12 protein-coding genes are annotated in these 13,815 nt (G+C 65.8%); 11 read left to right on the forward strand and 1 reads right to left on the reverse strand.

All coding sequences use genetic code 11. The features are described 5' to 3' along the window. From OVA31_RS15020 to OVA31_RS15030, 3 genes are all read left to right on the forward strand, one after another. A complete protein-coding gene (locus OVA31_RS15020; RefSeq protein WP_267627417.1) occupies positions 1 to 807 on the forward strand; it encodes a FadR/GntR family transcriptional regulator in 807 nt (268 codons plus the stop codon). A gap of 97 nt (positions 808 to 904) precedes the next feature. Then, complete coding sequence (locus OVA31_RS15025) at positions 905 to 2,557, forward strand: thiolase C-terminal domain-containing protein (RefSeq protein WP_267627418.1); 1,653 nt, start codon at positions 905 to 907, stop codon at positions 2,555 to 2,557. A gap of 95 nt (positions 2,558 to 2,652) precedes the next feature. Next, positions 2,653 to 3,450, forward strand: a complete 798-nt coding sequence (locus tag OVA31_RS15030; protein ID WP_267627419.1) for a FadR/GntR family transcriptional regulator — start codon at positions 2,653 to 2,655, stop codon at positions 3,448 to 3,450. A gap of 11 nt (positions 3,451 to 3,461) precedes the next feature. Here the strand turns inward: OVA31_RS15030 and OVA31_RS15035 are convergent, their stop codons facing one another. Next, entirely contained in the window at positions 3,462 to 4,220 is a 759-nt protein-coding gene (locus OVA31_RS15035) for an SDR family NAD(P)-dependent oxidoreductase (RefSeq protein ID WP_267627420.1), read from the reverse strand. Positions 4,221 to 4,424: 204 nt separating this feature from the next. On the opposite strand from OVA31_RS15035, the gene OVA31_RS15040 reads away from it, so the two are divergent. The 8 genes from OVA31_RS15040 to OVA31_RS15075 all read left to right on the forward strand — a co-directional run bounded on the left by OVA31_RS15040 (position 4,425) and on the right by OVA31_RS15075 (position 13,794). Next, positions 4,425 to 5,945, forward strand: a complete 1,521-nt coding sequence (locus OVA31_RS15040; protein ID WP_267627421.1) for a class I adenylate-forming enzyme family protein — start codon at positions 4,425 to 4,427, stop codon at positions 5,943 to 5,945. A 61-nt stretch (positions 5,946 to 6,006) separates the two neighbouring features. Continuing rightward, positions 6,007 to 6,789 (forward strand): enoyl-CoA hydratase/isomerase family protein, encoded by a 783-nt coding sequence (locus tag OVA31_RS15045; RefSeq protein ID WP_267627422.1) that lies wholly within the window; start codon positions 6,007 to 6,009, stop codon positions 6,787 to 6,789. Between the two features lie 49 nt (positions 6,790 to 6,838). After that, positions 6,839 to 8,029, forward strand: a complete 1,191-nt coding sequence (locus OVA31_RS15050) for an acyl-CoA dehydrogenase family protein (RefSeq protein ID WP_267627423.1) — start codon at positions 6,839 to 6,841, stop codon at positions 8,027 to 8,029. Between the two features lie 194 nt (positions 8,030 to 8,223). Continuing rightward, a complete protein-coding gene (locus OVA31_RS15055; protein WP_267627424.1) occupies positions 8,224 to 9,747 on the forward strand; it encodes a class I adenylate-forming enzyme family protein in 1,524 nt (507 codons plus the stop codon). Between the two features lie 62 nt (positions 9,748 to 9,809). Continuing rightward, the gene (locus OVA31_RS15060) at positions 9,810 to 10,961 is read left to right on the forward strand and encodes a thiolase family protein (RefSeq protein WP_267627425.1); all 1,152 of its coding nucleotides are present in this window, start codon (positions 9,810 to 9,812) and stop codon (positions 10,959 to 10,961) included. A 123-nt stretch (positions 10,962 to 11,084) separates the two neighbouring features. Then, positions 11,085 to 12,314, forward strand: a complete 1,230-nt coding sequence (locus tag OVA31_RS15065; protein WP_267627426.1) for a CaiB/BaiF CoA transferase family protein — start codon at positions 11,085 to 11,087, stop codon at positions 12,312 to 12,314. 60 nt (positions 12,315 to 12,374) lie between these two features. Beyond that, positions 12,375 to 12,563, forward strand: a complete 189-nt coding sequence (locus OVA31_RS15070; protein ID WP_267627427.1) for a ferredoxin — start codon at positions 12,375 to 12,377, stop codon at positions 12,561 to 12,563. A gap of 49 nt (positions 12,564 to 12,612) precedes the next feature. Next, on the forward strand, positions 12,613 to 13,794 hold the full coding sequence (locus tag OVA31_RS15075) for a thiolase family protein (RefSeq protein ID WP_267627428.1): 1,182 nt from the start codon (positions 12,613 to 12,615) through the stop codon (positions 13,792 to 13,794). The last annotated feature ends 21 nt before the right edge of the window (positions 13,795 to 13,815 follow it).

The following is a 13,815-nucleotide window of genomic DNA, read 5'->3' on the forward strand; positions in this document are numbered from 1 at the left end:
GTGCAATCCGACCGTGATCGAGTGCGTGACTCCCTGGCCGTGGACGGCGCGGTCCGGGCGCCGAAGGCGGCCGAGCAGATCGCGGGCAGATTGCGCGGGAGGATCGTTCGCGGCGAGTTGGCACCCGGCTCGAAGCTGAGGCCCGAGAGAGAACTCCTGGTGGAGTTCGGCGTGTCGAGACCGACACTGCGTGAGGCATTCCGGATCCTCGAGAGCGAGGGTCTGATCGTAGTGGTGACCGGCGCGGGCGGCGGGCCGCGCGTACAGCTGCCCGACCTCGGCGTGGTGTCCCGTCAGATCGGCTACTACCTGCAGATCAAGCAGACGACGCTCAAGGATCTGCTGGAGGCGCGCCAGGAGTTCGAACCGATCTGTGCGCGTTTGCTGGCCGAACGACGTACGCGAGGTGCCCTGAGGGAACTCGACACCCTGCTCGACGATCTCCGACAGGTCGCCGACGCCGGTTTCGCAACGGATTCCGCCTATGTGGCGTGGGTCGACATGACGCGCGAGTTCCACGAATCGATCGCCGACCACTGCGGCAACAACACGTTGGCGGCGCAGGCCCGGGCGCTCGGCGAGATGCTGCGGGCGCACCATCGGCGGAGCCTTCGGTCGGTGAATTTCCGGCCGAGTAAGCCAAAGCTCGCCTCGGAGCTGATCGGGGACTACTCGGAGCTGCTGGACCTGGTTCGGGCGCGCAACGGTGCGGGGGCCGAGCGACATTGGCGCGCACACCTGCAGCGCTCGGCCCGCCTCACGTATCGGAACCAGGATCCGCGGTCGGTGGTCGATCTCGTCGACTGAACGAGAACGCCTGCATGCCCAACCGGCCATGTGGGTAAGGTAACCAAGATAGATAACTCAGGACCGTGAATCGGTACCACCGAAGTGAGGAGGTCGGGTGACCAGTCCGTCGGGACGTCCTTTACCTCAGCCCACACTGCGTTCCGCCGAGTTCTGGGCATCCGGTGCGGACGGGGTGCTGCGCGTGGCCAGGTGTGGCCGATGTGAGCGCCTGACCCATCCGTGCCCGGCGGCATGCCCCCACTGCCGGAGTCGCGATATCGAGATGGCCGCGGTGTCCGGGCGCGCGGTGGTGGTGGCGTTGACGGTGAACGAGCAGCAGTGGTTGCCCTCGCTTCCGCCGCCGTATGTCATCGCCATCGTTGCACTCGACGACGATCCGGCCGTCCGACTGACCACCAACATCGTCGGTTGTGACGCCGCCGATGTGAGCATCGGGTCACGGGTACGGGTGACCTTCGAGAAGGCCGACGACGACATCTGGATTCCACTGTTCGAACTCGATCCCGACGCCATCGACCGGGGGACCGTGCCGGAACCGGAGGACCTGTCCGGGCGACTGCGCGCCAGGCCGTCGTCGTCGAAGTTCGAAGAGTCGGTGGCGATCACCGGGATCGGGCAGTCACGCGTGGGGCGCCGGCTCATGGTCGACCCGCTGACGCTGACAGTGGACGCCTGCGAGGCCGCGGTCGCCGATGCGGGCCTGACGTTCGAGGACATCGACGGCCTGGTGACCTATCCCGGCGGCGCGACAGCAGGCGGGCTCACCGAGGGCGGGATCATGCCGGTCGAGGAGATCCTCCGGATCCGGCCCACCTGGGTCAACGGCGGCAACGAGTTTCCCGGCCAGAACGGCTCGATCGTCGCGGCGATGCTTGCCGTCTCGGCGGGCCTGTGTCGCCACGTGCTCTGCTATCGGACCGTATGGGAGTCCAGCCATGCCGCGCTGGTCCGGGAGGGCCGGTGGCACTCGCCGAATGCGCGGGCGACCGGGATGATGGAAGGCCGTGCGCCGTATGGCGCGATGTCGGCGGCGAACTGGATCGCCCTGTGCGCCAGCCACTATTTCCACCGATACGGTGGTGGGCGGGAGACGCTCGGTCGGATCGCGGTCACCGCACGGACGAACGCGGCAGCCAACCCCGAAGCGGTGTACCGGAACCCGATCACTCTCGACGACTATTTCTCGGCGCGGATGATCTCGAGCCCGTTCGGCCTCTATGACTGTGACGTGCCCGTCGACGGCGCGGTCGCCGTGATCGTCTCGGCCGCCGACACGGCGCCCGACCGCCCGCATCCACCGGTGTTCGTCGAGGCGGTGGGGACCCAGATCATGGAGACGCTTTCTTGGGATCAGGGCACGTTGACGCATCTCCCACAGAGTCTCGGCCCGTCGGCGCACCTCTGGTCGCGTACCGATTTCGGGCCGGACGACGCGGATGTGGGACTCCTGTACGACGGATTCACCTTCAACGCGCTCTCCTGGCTCGAAGGGCTCGGTTTCTGCGAACCCGGCGGCGCCGCCGATTTCATCGGTGACGGTAGCGCGATATCCCTCGGCGGGCGGTTGCCGCTGAACCCGCATGGTGGACAGCTCTCCGCGGGCCGGTTACACGGATACGGGTTCGTGCGGGAGGCGGTGCTGCAGTTGCGGCAGGAGGCGGACGGTCGCCAGGTCGACGACGCACGACTCGCCGTCGTCACGTCCGGCGGAGGTGTCCCGTCCGGGGCGATCCTGCTCCGCAGGTGATCGCCCACGAGGCGGGGACCGCGGCCGACGTTGTCAATGGCGCTCGTGAGGTAACTTAACAAGTGAACGTTGTCGACTGGAGAGGACACCCCCACGTGACCGACAACTCGACTGTCCGGGTCTTCGCGACGCGCCATGATGCCGAGCGCGGTATCCGGACGCCGAAAACCGCCGAGCTCGTCGCCCGGAGGTTGCGGGGGATGGTCGTCGACGGCGAGCTCAAGGCCGGAGATCATCTGCCGAACGAAGCCGAGCTGATGGAGCTCTTCTCGGTCAGTCGGCCCACGCTGCGCGAGGCGATCCGCGTGCTCGAGGCCGAGCGACTTGTGGAGGTCCGTCGCGGCTCACGGTCGGGAGCCAAGGTGTGTGTGCCCGGTCCCGAGGTGGTCGCACGCCCCGCGTCGCTTCTGCTGGAGTTGTCCGGAGCGACCGTCGCCGATGTCTACCGTGCGCTCGAGGCTGTCGAGCCCACGGCGGCCCGGTTGCTCGCGGAGGAGGGATCCGAGGAGGCGTTCGACGAACTGGAACAATTCGTCGACGAAGTGGTCCCCGCCGAGTTCGCGTCCGGCCACCTGGGCCGCGCCGCAGCAGATTTCCACCTGCGGATGGTTCAGCTGTCGGGAAGCCCGACGTTGGCCCTGATCTCCGGCATGGTGCACGAGATCTTCGAACGCAATCATGTCGCGTTCGCCAAGGAACGCCTCGATTCCGGTCGTGCCCAACATGAATCGAACTACAAACTGTTCGTCCGATCGCAGCGACGCTTCATCAAGCTGTTGCGGGCCCGCGACGGGGCCGGGGCATCCGCCCACTGGCAGAAGCACATGGGTGTTGCGCGGGAGTTCGTGATGCTCGGCCGAGAAGACCTCCGGGTTCAGGACCTTCTGGACTGAGTGGCACCGCGCTAGCGTGGTGCGAAGCGCTGTCCGGCATCGAGTCGGATGCACTGGCCGTTCAGCATCGGGTTGTCGACGATCGCCAGTGCGAGTTTCGCGTACTCCTCCGGCCGTCCCATCCGCTTGGGAAAGGCGGCATCCTTCACCAGTGGGGCCACCTGCTCGTCCGTGAATGCCGCTGTGGCACCGGTGGAGAACAAGCTGGGCGCGATCGCGAGCACCCGGATTCCGAGCGGTCCGAGGTCGCGTGCCATGACCAGAGCGCTGCCGGCGATCCCGGCCTTGGCGGCCGCGTAGGCGACCTGACCGATCTGGCCTTCGAAGGCCGCGAGGGACGAGGTGTTGACGATGACCCCTCGTTCATCGTCGACCGGCTCGTTGGTGCTCATGTGCAGCGCCTGCAGACGGTTCAGGTTGAAGGTCCCCACCAGATTCAGATCGATCACCTGACGGAACAAGTCGAGGTCATGAGGGCCGTTGCGGCCCAAAGTCTTCTGCACCTTGCCACCGCCGGCGGTGTTGACCGCGATGTGGAGTCCTCCGAGATCGGCAACCGCGGCGGAGAGCACTTCTGCCACGCCGTCGAAATCCGTGATGTCGGTGGCATGGAAGACTCCGTCGATCTCGGTGGCGAGGTCTTTGCCGTCACTGCTCTCGCGGTCGAGGATGGCGACCCGCGCGCCTGCCTGTGCCAGGGCCAGCGCGGTGGCGCGACCCATCCCGGATGCTCCGCCGACAACGACCGCCGATTTCCCTGCGATGTCCATGCTGATCCTCACCCTCCACGCATCTGCTCGACCGCCGACTCGGGCGGCCTGGACTTGTTCTCACTTATAATACTATCTAAACTATGTCGGACGGTCGGGCAGAGTGGGCGACGTAGCTCGATCAGCGTGTCGTGAAGCGCGGTCACCGTGGGCTCGAGAATCGCGTGACGGTGCCCCAACCGGGATGAGGACTTGAGGTATCAGATGAACATCGCGTTGTTGTCGGACATGGCCGCGGAAGGCTTCGGAGATCGGGTCGTCGTGGGCACCCGGGACGCGGGGATCACCGCGACGGGCCTGCGGTCCATGTCCACCGCCGGTGCGGAGATCATCCGGAGGTCGCGCGCGGACGCGGTGGTCTACCTCGCGGTGAACGGCCCGGCCTTTCCGGTGGCGATGTTCTCGGCGGCGCGTGCCGGAGTGCCGTTGGTGCCGGTCAACTACCGGCTGGGGGGTGAGCAGCTCGATGCCCTGCTCGCGAATCATCGCTCGGCCCTGGCGATTGCCGATCCCGAGCATGTCTCGATCCTCGAACGTGCCGGACTCCGGGTTCTCACCACCGAGCAATGGTTGGATCAGACGTCGACCAGCACACCGATCGCCGCGTCGGACGGACCGTCGGTCGGCATCGATGCACCTGCCGTGATCATCTACACCTCCGGGACCACGGCCGCGCCCAAGGGTGTGTTGCTCCGCAACGAGAACCTCACCTCGTACGTGTTCGGATCGGTCGAGTTCGCGAATGCCGACGAAACCGAGGCCGCGTTGGTCAGCGTTCCTCCGTATCACATTGCGGCAGTGGCGAATGTGATCAGCAATCTGTATGCGGGACGCAGAACTCTCGTGCTCGAGCAGTTCACCCCGCAGGAATGGCTGCAGACGGTGCGGGACGAACACGTCACCAATGCGCTGGTGGTGCCGACGATGCTGTCGCGGATTGTGGAATCCGATGCAGACAAGTCGGTTCCGTCGCTGCGCAATCTCGCCTACGGCGGCGCCCCGATGCCGTCCCGGATCATCGAAGAGGCCCTCCGACTGTGGCCCGAGGTCGGTTTCGTGAACGCGTACGGTCTCACCGAGACGAGTTCGACGATCGCGGTACTCGGACCGCAGGATCATCGGGATGCCTTGGACAGTGACGACGAGCGTGTGCGCACACGGCTCGGTTCGGTCGGTCGAGCGCTACCGGGGGTTCGGATCGAGATCCGCGACGACTGCGGAGCGACGTTGCCCGCCGGTCACGTGGGGAGGATCTGCGTCACCGGTGAACAGGTGTCGGCGGAGTATGCGGGCGTCGGACGGGTCGTGGACGAGCAGGGGTTCTTCGATACGCGCGACAAGGGATTCGTCGACGACGATGGTTTTCTCTTCGTCGGTGGCCGCGCCGACGACACCATCATCCGTGGGGCGGAGAACATCGCGCCGGCCGAGATCGAAGACGTCATCCTGCGTCATCCCGACGTTCTCGACGTCGCGGTGGTGGGAGTGCCCGACGAAGAGTGGGGTCAGCGCATCGAGGCCGTCGTGGTCGTGCGGGCCGATGCCGGTCGCGATGCCGAAGGTCTTCGCGCACATGTACGCGCGACGCTGCGCGGCAGCAAGACCCCGGAGAGATTCGTCTTCTGGGACCAGGTGCCGCGCACCGAGACGGGGAAGCTCGTCCGACGGCATGTGGTCGACCGCCTGGTGAGTGAGTCCGAACCTGCGTCGGTGAACGGGGCGTGACGAGTCCTGCGGCGGTGCGATACTCACGTGAACGCGCAGACCGACGAAGGAGGACGACATCGTGGACCTCGATGCCCTGACCACAGTGATCGCCGAGCTCGACGATCACGTTCTGACGCTGACCCTCAACCGCCCCGAGCGGCTGAACTCGTTCACCGACACGATGCGTACGGAGTTCCGGCAGATCTGGGATCACGCGCGCGAGCAGGACGACATCCATGTCATCGTGCTACGGGCCGCCGGTGACCGTGCCTTCTCGACCGGTATGGACACCCGCGAGGGAACCTTCATCTCCGACAACGTCTTCAGTCGGCGTGACCCTGGAAACGATCTCTCTCCCAAGCACAACGGGTGTTGGAAGCCGCTGATCTGCGCGGTCCAGGGGATGGTCGCGGGCGGCGCACTCTACTGGCTCAACGAGGCCGACATCATCGTCGCCAGTGACGACGCCCAGTTCTTCGACCCGCACGTCTCCTACGGCCTGGTCGCGGCACTGGAGCCGATCGGCCTCGCCCACCGGATCCCGATCGGTGAGGTTCTTCGCATGGTCCTCCTCGGCCTCGACGAACGTATGTCCGCGCAGCGGGCACGTGAGATCGGATTCGTGAGTGAGATCGTTGCGCGCCCGGATCTCTGGCCGCGGGCCGATGCGCTCGCGCAGCGGATCGCTGCGAAACCACCTGCGGCGATCCAGGGCAGCGTCCGGGCGATCTGGGAGTCCCGGGACACCGGGCGGTCCCAGGCGCTGGCGACGGGCATGTCGTACACGTCGCTGGGCAACCCCATCGGCAAGGCGCAGGTGAACAGGTCCGAGGTCGCGACGCGCGACTACGAGGTCCGATGATCGCCCGAATGTGCACGTCGGGGCCTCTGAGGCGGAAGGGTGGACGATCGTGAAGTACGGAGTGACAGCTGAATTGAACGATTTCCGCGCCGAGGTGCGCGACTTCGTCGAGCGTCACGCGCCGGCGATCCCGCCCAAGGCCGGAGTCCGCGTCGCAGAAGACCGGGATGAACTCGCGCTCCTGAAAGAATGGACCGGCAAGCTGTTCGAGGCCGGCTACATCGGGGGATCATGGCCCCGCGAGTACGGGGGCAACGGCCCCGACCACCAACTCGAGCGCGACGTGGTGGTCGGCGAGGAGATCGCGCGCCAGCGGGCGCCTGCCCCCATCCAGGGCGCGGCGAATCTGGTCGCCCATGCGCTGATCGACCACGGCACCGACGAACAGAAGAAGGCGTACCTCGGCGGAATCCGAACGGGTGAACACATCTTCTGCCAGCTCTTCAGCGAGCCCGGGTCGGGGAGCGATCTGGCGTCGTTGCGCACCCGGGCCACGAGGCTCGACGGCGGTGGATTCCGGATCACCGGGCAGAAAGTCTGGACTACCAACGGGCAGTGGGCCGACTACGGTTACCTCCTGGCGCGAACGAATCCAGAAGCCCCCAAACACAAGGGCATCAGCGCCTTCATCATCGACATGACCCTGCCGGGTATCGATGTCCGGCCGCTGCGCGAGATGACCGGAACCGCCGACTTCAACGAGGTGTTCCTCGACGAGGTTGAGGTGGACCAGGGGGCACTGATCGGCGAGATGGACCAGGGCTGGCGGATCGCGAACTCGAGTCTCGGGCACGAGCGGTCGGGAGTGGCGAACAACGCGGTCCGGCTGCAACGCAACATATCCGCGCTGATCGAACTCGCCGGGAAGGTGGAGCGCCACGGCCGTCCGGCGATCGAGGACGAGTCGGTGCGGCAACGTCTGGGTGCCCTGTCCGCGTCGGTTGATGCGTTGTCGGCACTGGTCTATGCGGCTCTCTCCCGGGTCTCGCGGGGCGAAGTCCGTGCGGGCGATGCTCCGATGACGAAGCTGATGTTCAGCGAGCTCGGGGTGGAGATCGCCTCCTGTGCGCTGGAACTCTGTGGCGAGGACGGAATTCTGGTGTCCGGTGACGAGTCGGCTGTCGATCACGGGCGATGGCAGGACGAATTCCTCTATGCGCGTGCGTACACCATCGCCGGAGGCAGCTCGGAGATCATGCGGAACATGATCGCCGAGCGTGGATTGGGTCTCCCTCGCTGATCGTCGTCCCGGATGCTGTCTCGATCTCGGTCGACGGCCTCTCACAGGGTTGTCATAGTTAACTATGTCATATACCTTTGGTGCATAGACCTGGCCATCCCGAATCGGGAGTGCGCTGGCGGAGGGGCGGTGTCACCGCTCGGAGATCACTGGGTTCTGGCGCGCGAACAGGATTCGCGCGGAACGGAGGCGTCATGACGGGTATCAGACAAGCACTCCGCGAATTGTGGTCCGCCCCAGACGATGCCCGAATGATCCAGCAAGACGGACGGTGGTATACGTGGGGTGAGGTCCGCGCCCTCGCCGAGAAGATCGACCGCGAGCTGACCGGTATCGGCGCCTGCGGGGGATCTCGGATCGGCGTGGTCCTCGGAAACCGTATGGAGTCGATCGCGGCACTGGTGGCGCTCTTGAGTACCGGCCGCACGATCACGACGCTGAATCCTATGCAGCCGATCGGACGCCTCACCGCGGATCTGCACCAGTCCCGGCCGCGTGTCGTCCTGGCGCCTGCGAAACTCTGGGACTCCGTTGAGTTCAGCGCTGTTGCCGCCGACCTCGCCGTCGACGGCTTCGCCATCGACACTGGGCTCACGCGGCGGGCGACGGGGAGCGTGAGTGTGGAGGACGACGCGAAGCCGTCGGCAACGGTGGCGATCGAGATGTTCACCTCGGGAACGACCGGTCCGCCCAAGCGGATCCCGCTGACCTGGCGTCAGCTGGACGCGGCGATGTCCGCCGTGCATGGTCACGTCGGTACCTCGTCGTCGACGCGCCAACCGTCGACGCGCCAACCGTTGACGGGCCGTGTCGCGCTGGTCACCCTGGCGATCGTGCACATCGGCGGCATGTGGGGCGTGCTCCAAGCGCTGACCGAGGCACGCCCGTTCGTGTTGTTGCCGAGATTCACCGTGGCAGGGTGGGTCGGTGCCATCGAGGAGCACAAGCCGAGGATCGCGAGCCTCCCGCCCGCCGCGATGCGATCGCTCCTCAACGCGGACATCCCCGGTGAGAAGCTCGAGAGTCTGCGAGCGGTCACCGCAGGCACCACGTTCGTGAGCCCTGATCTGGCCGACGAGTTCATCGGGCGCTATGACATCCCGGTCCTCATCGTCTATGGGGCGACGGAGTTCTCGGGCGCGGTTGCCGGCTGGACGAAACCGATGCATGCGCAATGGTGGGCGAAGAAGCGGGGAAGCGTCGGTCGAGCATTCCCCGGTGTACAGCTGCGTGTGGTCGACGACCAGAAAGCTGTCCTCCCGCAAGGGGTGACAGGAGCCCTCGAGGTGTGCTCGGGTCAGACCGGATCGGGCTCCGATGAGTGGGTTCACACGAGCGACCTCGCCCACATCGACGACGACGGATTCCTCTACATCGACGGTCGCGCCGACGACGCCATCGTCCGAGGCGGGTTCAAGGTGCAACCCGAGGTCGTGGCCAACGCACTGCGTGGGCACAGTGCGATCCTCGACGCCACCGTCTACGGCAAGGACGACGACCGGCTGGGGCAGGTTCCGGTGGCGGTCGTCGAACTGGTGGACGGTACCCGGGTGGTCGACGAGGCGGAGCTGAAGGAGTTCCTGCGTGGCCATCTCACCGGGTATGAGGTCCCGGTGGCCATCCATGCGGTCGAATCCCTGCCTCGCAGTGTCTCTCTCAAGGTCGACCGTCGTCGTCTGCTCGAACTCGTCGCCGAACTCGAGGCGTCCAGCGCCTGAGTCCGGTCGCATCACACCGCGCGACCCGTGGAACGGGTCAGCCAGTCCGTCAGGAGATTCCGATGTCTGCAGTGATCGTCGAAGCCGTTCGCACGCCGGTGGGTCGCAAGAAGGGTTGTCTGTCCGGGATTCATCCGGCCGACCTCTCCGCGACCGTTCTCGCCGGACTCGTGGAACGGAGCGGGATCGATCCGGAGATCGTCGACGACGTGATCTGGGGCTGCGTCCAACAGGTCTCGGAACAGGCGATCGACATCGCCCGAACCGCGGTGCTCACAGCCGGCTGGCCGGAGTCCATCCCTGGTGTGACAGTCGACCGGCAATGCGGATCATCGCAGCAGGCACTGAACTTCGCGGTCGCGAGTGTCGAGGCGGGACACTACGACGTGGTGGTCGCAGGGGGTGTGGAGTCGATGTCGCGCGTCCCGATGGGTTCATCGACTTCGGTGGGGGAGAGCCCGTTCACTCAGCGGTACCGCGACCGGTACGACGGCGTCGTACCGAACCAGGGGATCGGCGCTGAGATGATCGCCCAGAAGTGGGGTCTGTCGCGAACAGATGTCGACAGCTATGCCGCCCGTTCACACGAGCGGGCCGCGGCCGCCCAGGATGCGGGATGGCTCGACGAGCAGATCATCCCGGTGGCGACGGAGGATGGCGTCGTGTCGAAGGATGAGGGAATCCGCCGCGGAACCTCGGTCGAGACCTTGGCGAAACTCAAGCCCGTGTTCGCCGAGGACGGTGTCATCCATGCTGGCAACGCATCCCAGGTCTCCGATGGTTCCGCGGCCCTGCTGGTGATGAGTGAGGAGGCTGCACGGCGCCACTCACTCACCCCGTTGGCGCGAGTGCACACGGCTGTGGTGACAGGTGCCGATCCCGTGATCATGCTGACCGGACCGATCCCCGCGACGGAGAAGGCACTCGCCAAGGCACGGCTGGATCTTTCCGACATCGGGGTCTTCGAGGTCAACGAGGCCTTCGCCACGGTTCCGCTGGCATGGCAGCGCGAGACCGGGGTGGACGACGACATCCTCAACCCGAATGGCGGCGCCATCGCGTTCGGCCATCCGCTGGGAGGTTCGGGCGCCCGGATCCTGACGGACCTCATCACGCATATGCGGCGCAACCGCATCCGGTACGGACTGCAGACGATGTGCGAGGGGGGCGGTCAGGCGAACGCCACGATCCTCGAACTGCTGCTCGACGCCTGAGGTCGATACGTCGGCCCGATCAGCATGGCTGACCTGCGTAGTCCCACTCGCCGGGAGGCGAGGCCCGATACCGCCCAGATCGTTACACCATGGATCACACCGGACGAATCGTGAGGAGTAAGCATGCACCGCCCGATGGAAGGCGTCCGCATTCTCGAGGTGGCCCAGTTCACCTTTGTTCCTGCGGCCGGGGCGGTCCTGGCCGACTGGGGTGCGGACATCGTCAAGATCGAGCACGCGGAAAAGGGCGATGCGCAGCGAGGGCTGGTGCGAGTGCTCGGCTACGACCTGGCCGGCTCGTCGTTCGCGCCCATCATGGAAGGCCCGAACCGTGGGAAACGCAGTGTGGGTTTGGCGCTCGAACGGGCGGAGTCCAGGCCGGTACTCGAAGAACTCGTCAAGAACAGTGACGTCTTCCTGACGAACTTCTTACCCCCCGCACGAGCCAAGCTCGGGATCACCCTCGAGGACATCCGGGCGATCAATCCCGACATCATCTACGTGTCAGGGAGCGGATTCGGTTCGGAGGGGCCTGATGCGGACAAGGGGGGCTACGACTCGACCGCATTCTGGGCTCGCGGCGGCAGCGCCTTCGGAACCACCCCGGCCGAGGCGGAGCGCGTCAGCTTCATGCCGGCGGGAGCGTACGGGGACAACATCGGCGGGATGACCATCGCGGGAGGTATCGCGGCAGCGCTGTACGGCCGTGCGATGACCGGGGAGCCGTCGGAGCTCGACGTCTCGTTGCTCGCGGTGGGTGCGTGGGCCACCCAATTCACCGTGAACATGGCCCTGATGCGCGGCGAGGCGATGCCTGCACCATCGGCGGAGAAGCGATCCGCGAGTGCCGGCAACCCGCTGTCCGGTGCCTACCGCACCTCCGATGGACGGTGGATTCAGCTGTCCATGCTGCAGGCCAAACGGTATTGGCCCGAGTTCTGCCAGGCGATCGGTCACGACGAACTCGTCGATGACGAGAGATTCGGGACCGATGCACTGATCACCCAGCACTATGCCGAAGCGCTGGAAATCTTCTCGGAGATCATCGGTGCGCAACCGCTCGACCACTGGCGTGCCGCACTGAAGAACATTCGCGGGCAATGGGCCGTGGTGCAGGATTCCTGGGATCTCGGCAACGACGAGGCCTTGACGGCCAACGGGCGCATTGCCGAGATGGTCGATTCCGAGGGCAACGCACAGAAGCTGGTCGCCAACCCCGTGAAGTTCGACAACTCGCCGGTATCTCTCACCCGCGCGCCAGGATTCGCCGAACACACCGACGATGTTCTCCGCGAGCTCGGGTTCGACGACGACCAACTCATCGCTCTGAAGATCGCTGGTGCGGTCACCTGACGGAGTCCACGTCGGATTCGTCCGAGAGCGAGATACCCGATACCTGAAACGGAGTGTGCGATGAAAGTCTCGATCGACCTCGACAAGTGTGCCGGCCATGCTCGTTGTTTCGCCACATCGCCCGAACTGTTCGAGATCGATGACGGCGGCTACGCACTGAACGCAGAGATCAGTGTGCCGGAAGGAGACGAGGCGGTTGCCCGCGAAGCCGTCGCGGCCTGCCCCGAGCGTGCCATCGAAACCCATTGATCCCGACAACGGTCCGGACCCGACACTCGTACCAGAGAGAGGTGCCCACATGGCGACTCGTGATGCCGTGATCGTCGAAGCGGTCCGGACGCCCATCGGCAAACGGAACGGCTCACTCTCCGGAATCCACGCGGCCGACCTGTCGGCTATCGTACTCCGTGAACTGGTGCGGCGCACCGGGATCGATGCCGGATCCATCGATGATGTGATGTGGGGCTGCGTCACTCAGCTGGGCGACCAGTCCAGCAATATCGGGAGATTCGCGGTGCTCGCCGCGGGATGGCCGGATTCCGTTCCGGCGGTGACGATCAACCGGGCATGCGGGTCCGGTCAGCAAGCGATCGAGTCCGCTGCCCATGCCGTGATCGCCGGGGCTTACGAGATCGCGATCGCAGGTGGCGTCGAGACTATGTCCCGGGTGCCGCTCGGAGCCGCACGGGAAAGTGGTTTCCCATACGGTCAAACCGTTTTCGATCGCTACGGTGTCGAGGAACTGAACCAGGGCCAGGGTGCCGAGATGATCGCCGACAAGTGGGGTCTGTCTCGTCTGGCTCTCGACGAGTACGCCACCCGCTCACACCAACTGACCGCCGACGCCATCGATCGGGGAGCATTCGACACCCAGGTGGTGCCGGTGGAGACCGCAGACGGCGTGTTCTCCATCGACGAGGGCCTGCGGCGTGGCACCACACCGGAGAAGCTCGCCGGCCTCAAACCCTCCTTCCGGCAGGACGGCGTGATCCACGCGGGTAACGCGTCGCAGATCTCCGACGGCGCGGCAGGCGTGATGATCATGACCTCACAGAAGGCGGCCGAGCTGGGGCTGCGTCCGATCGTCCGGCTGGTGGCGGGTTCGGTGGTGGGCGACGACCCGGTCCTGATGCTGACGGGACCGATCCCGGCGACCCGGAAGCTGTTGGCGCGCACGGGTCTCTCGATCCGCGATATCGGTGCGGTGGAGGTCAACGAGGCGTTCGCGCCGGTGCCGTTGGCCTGGCAGATCGAGCTGGGTGCGGATCCGGATCGGGTCAACCCCCTCGGCGGGGCGATCGCGGTCGGTCACCCTCTCGGTGCCTCGGGCGCGATCCTGACCACCCGGCTGATCAACCACATGCGGGACAACGACATCCGATACGGGTTGCAGGCCATCTGCGAGGGCGGGGGTACGGCGAACGCGACCCTCTACGAGCTCGTCGACGAACCACAGGCCGTCGTGGTATCGCATCAATGACACCGACCGAGGAGAACAATC

This window comes from Gordonia sp. SL306, assembly GCF_026625785.1.
Classification (GTDB): Bacteria; Actinomycetota; Actinomycetes; order Mycobacteriales; family Mycobacteriaceae; genus Gordonia.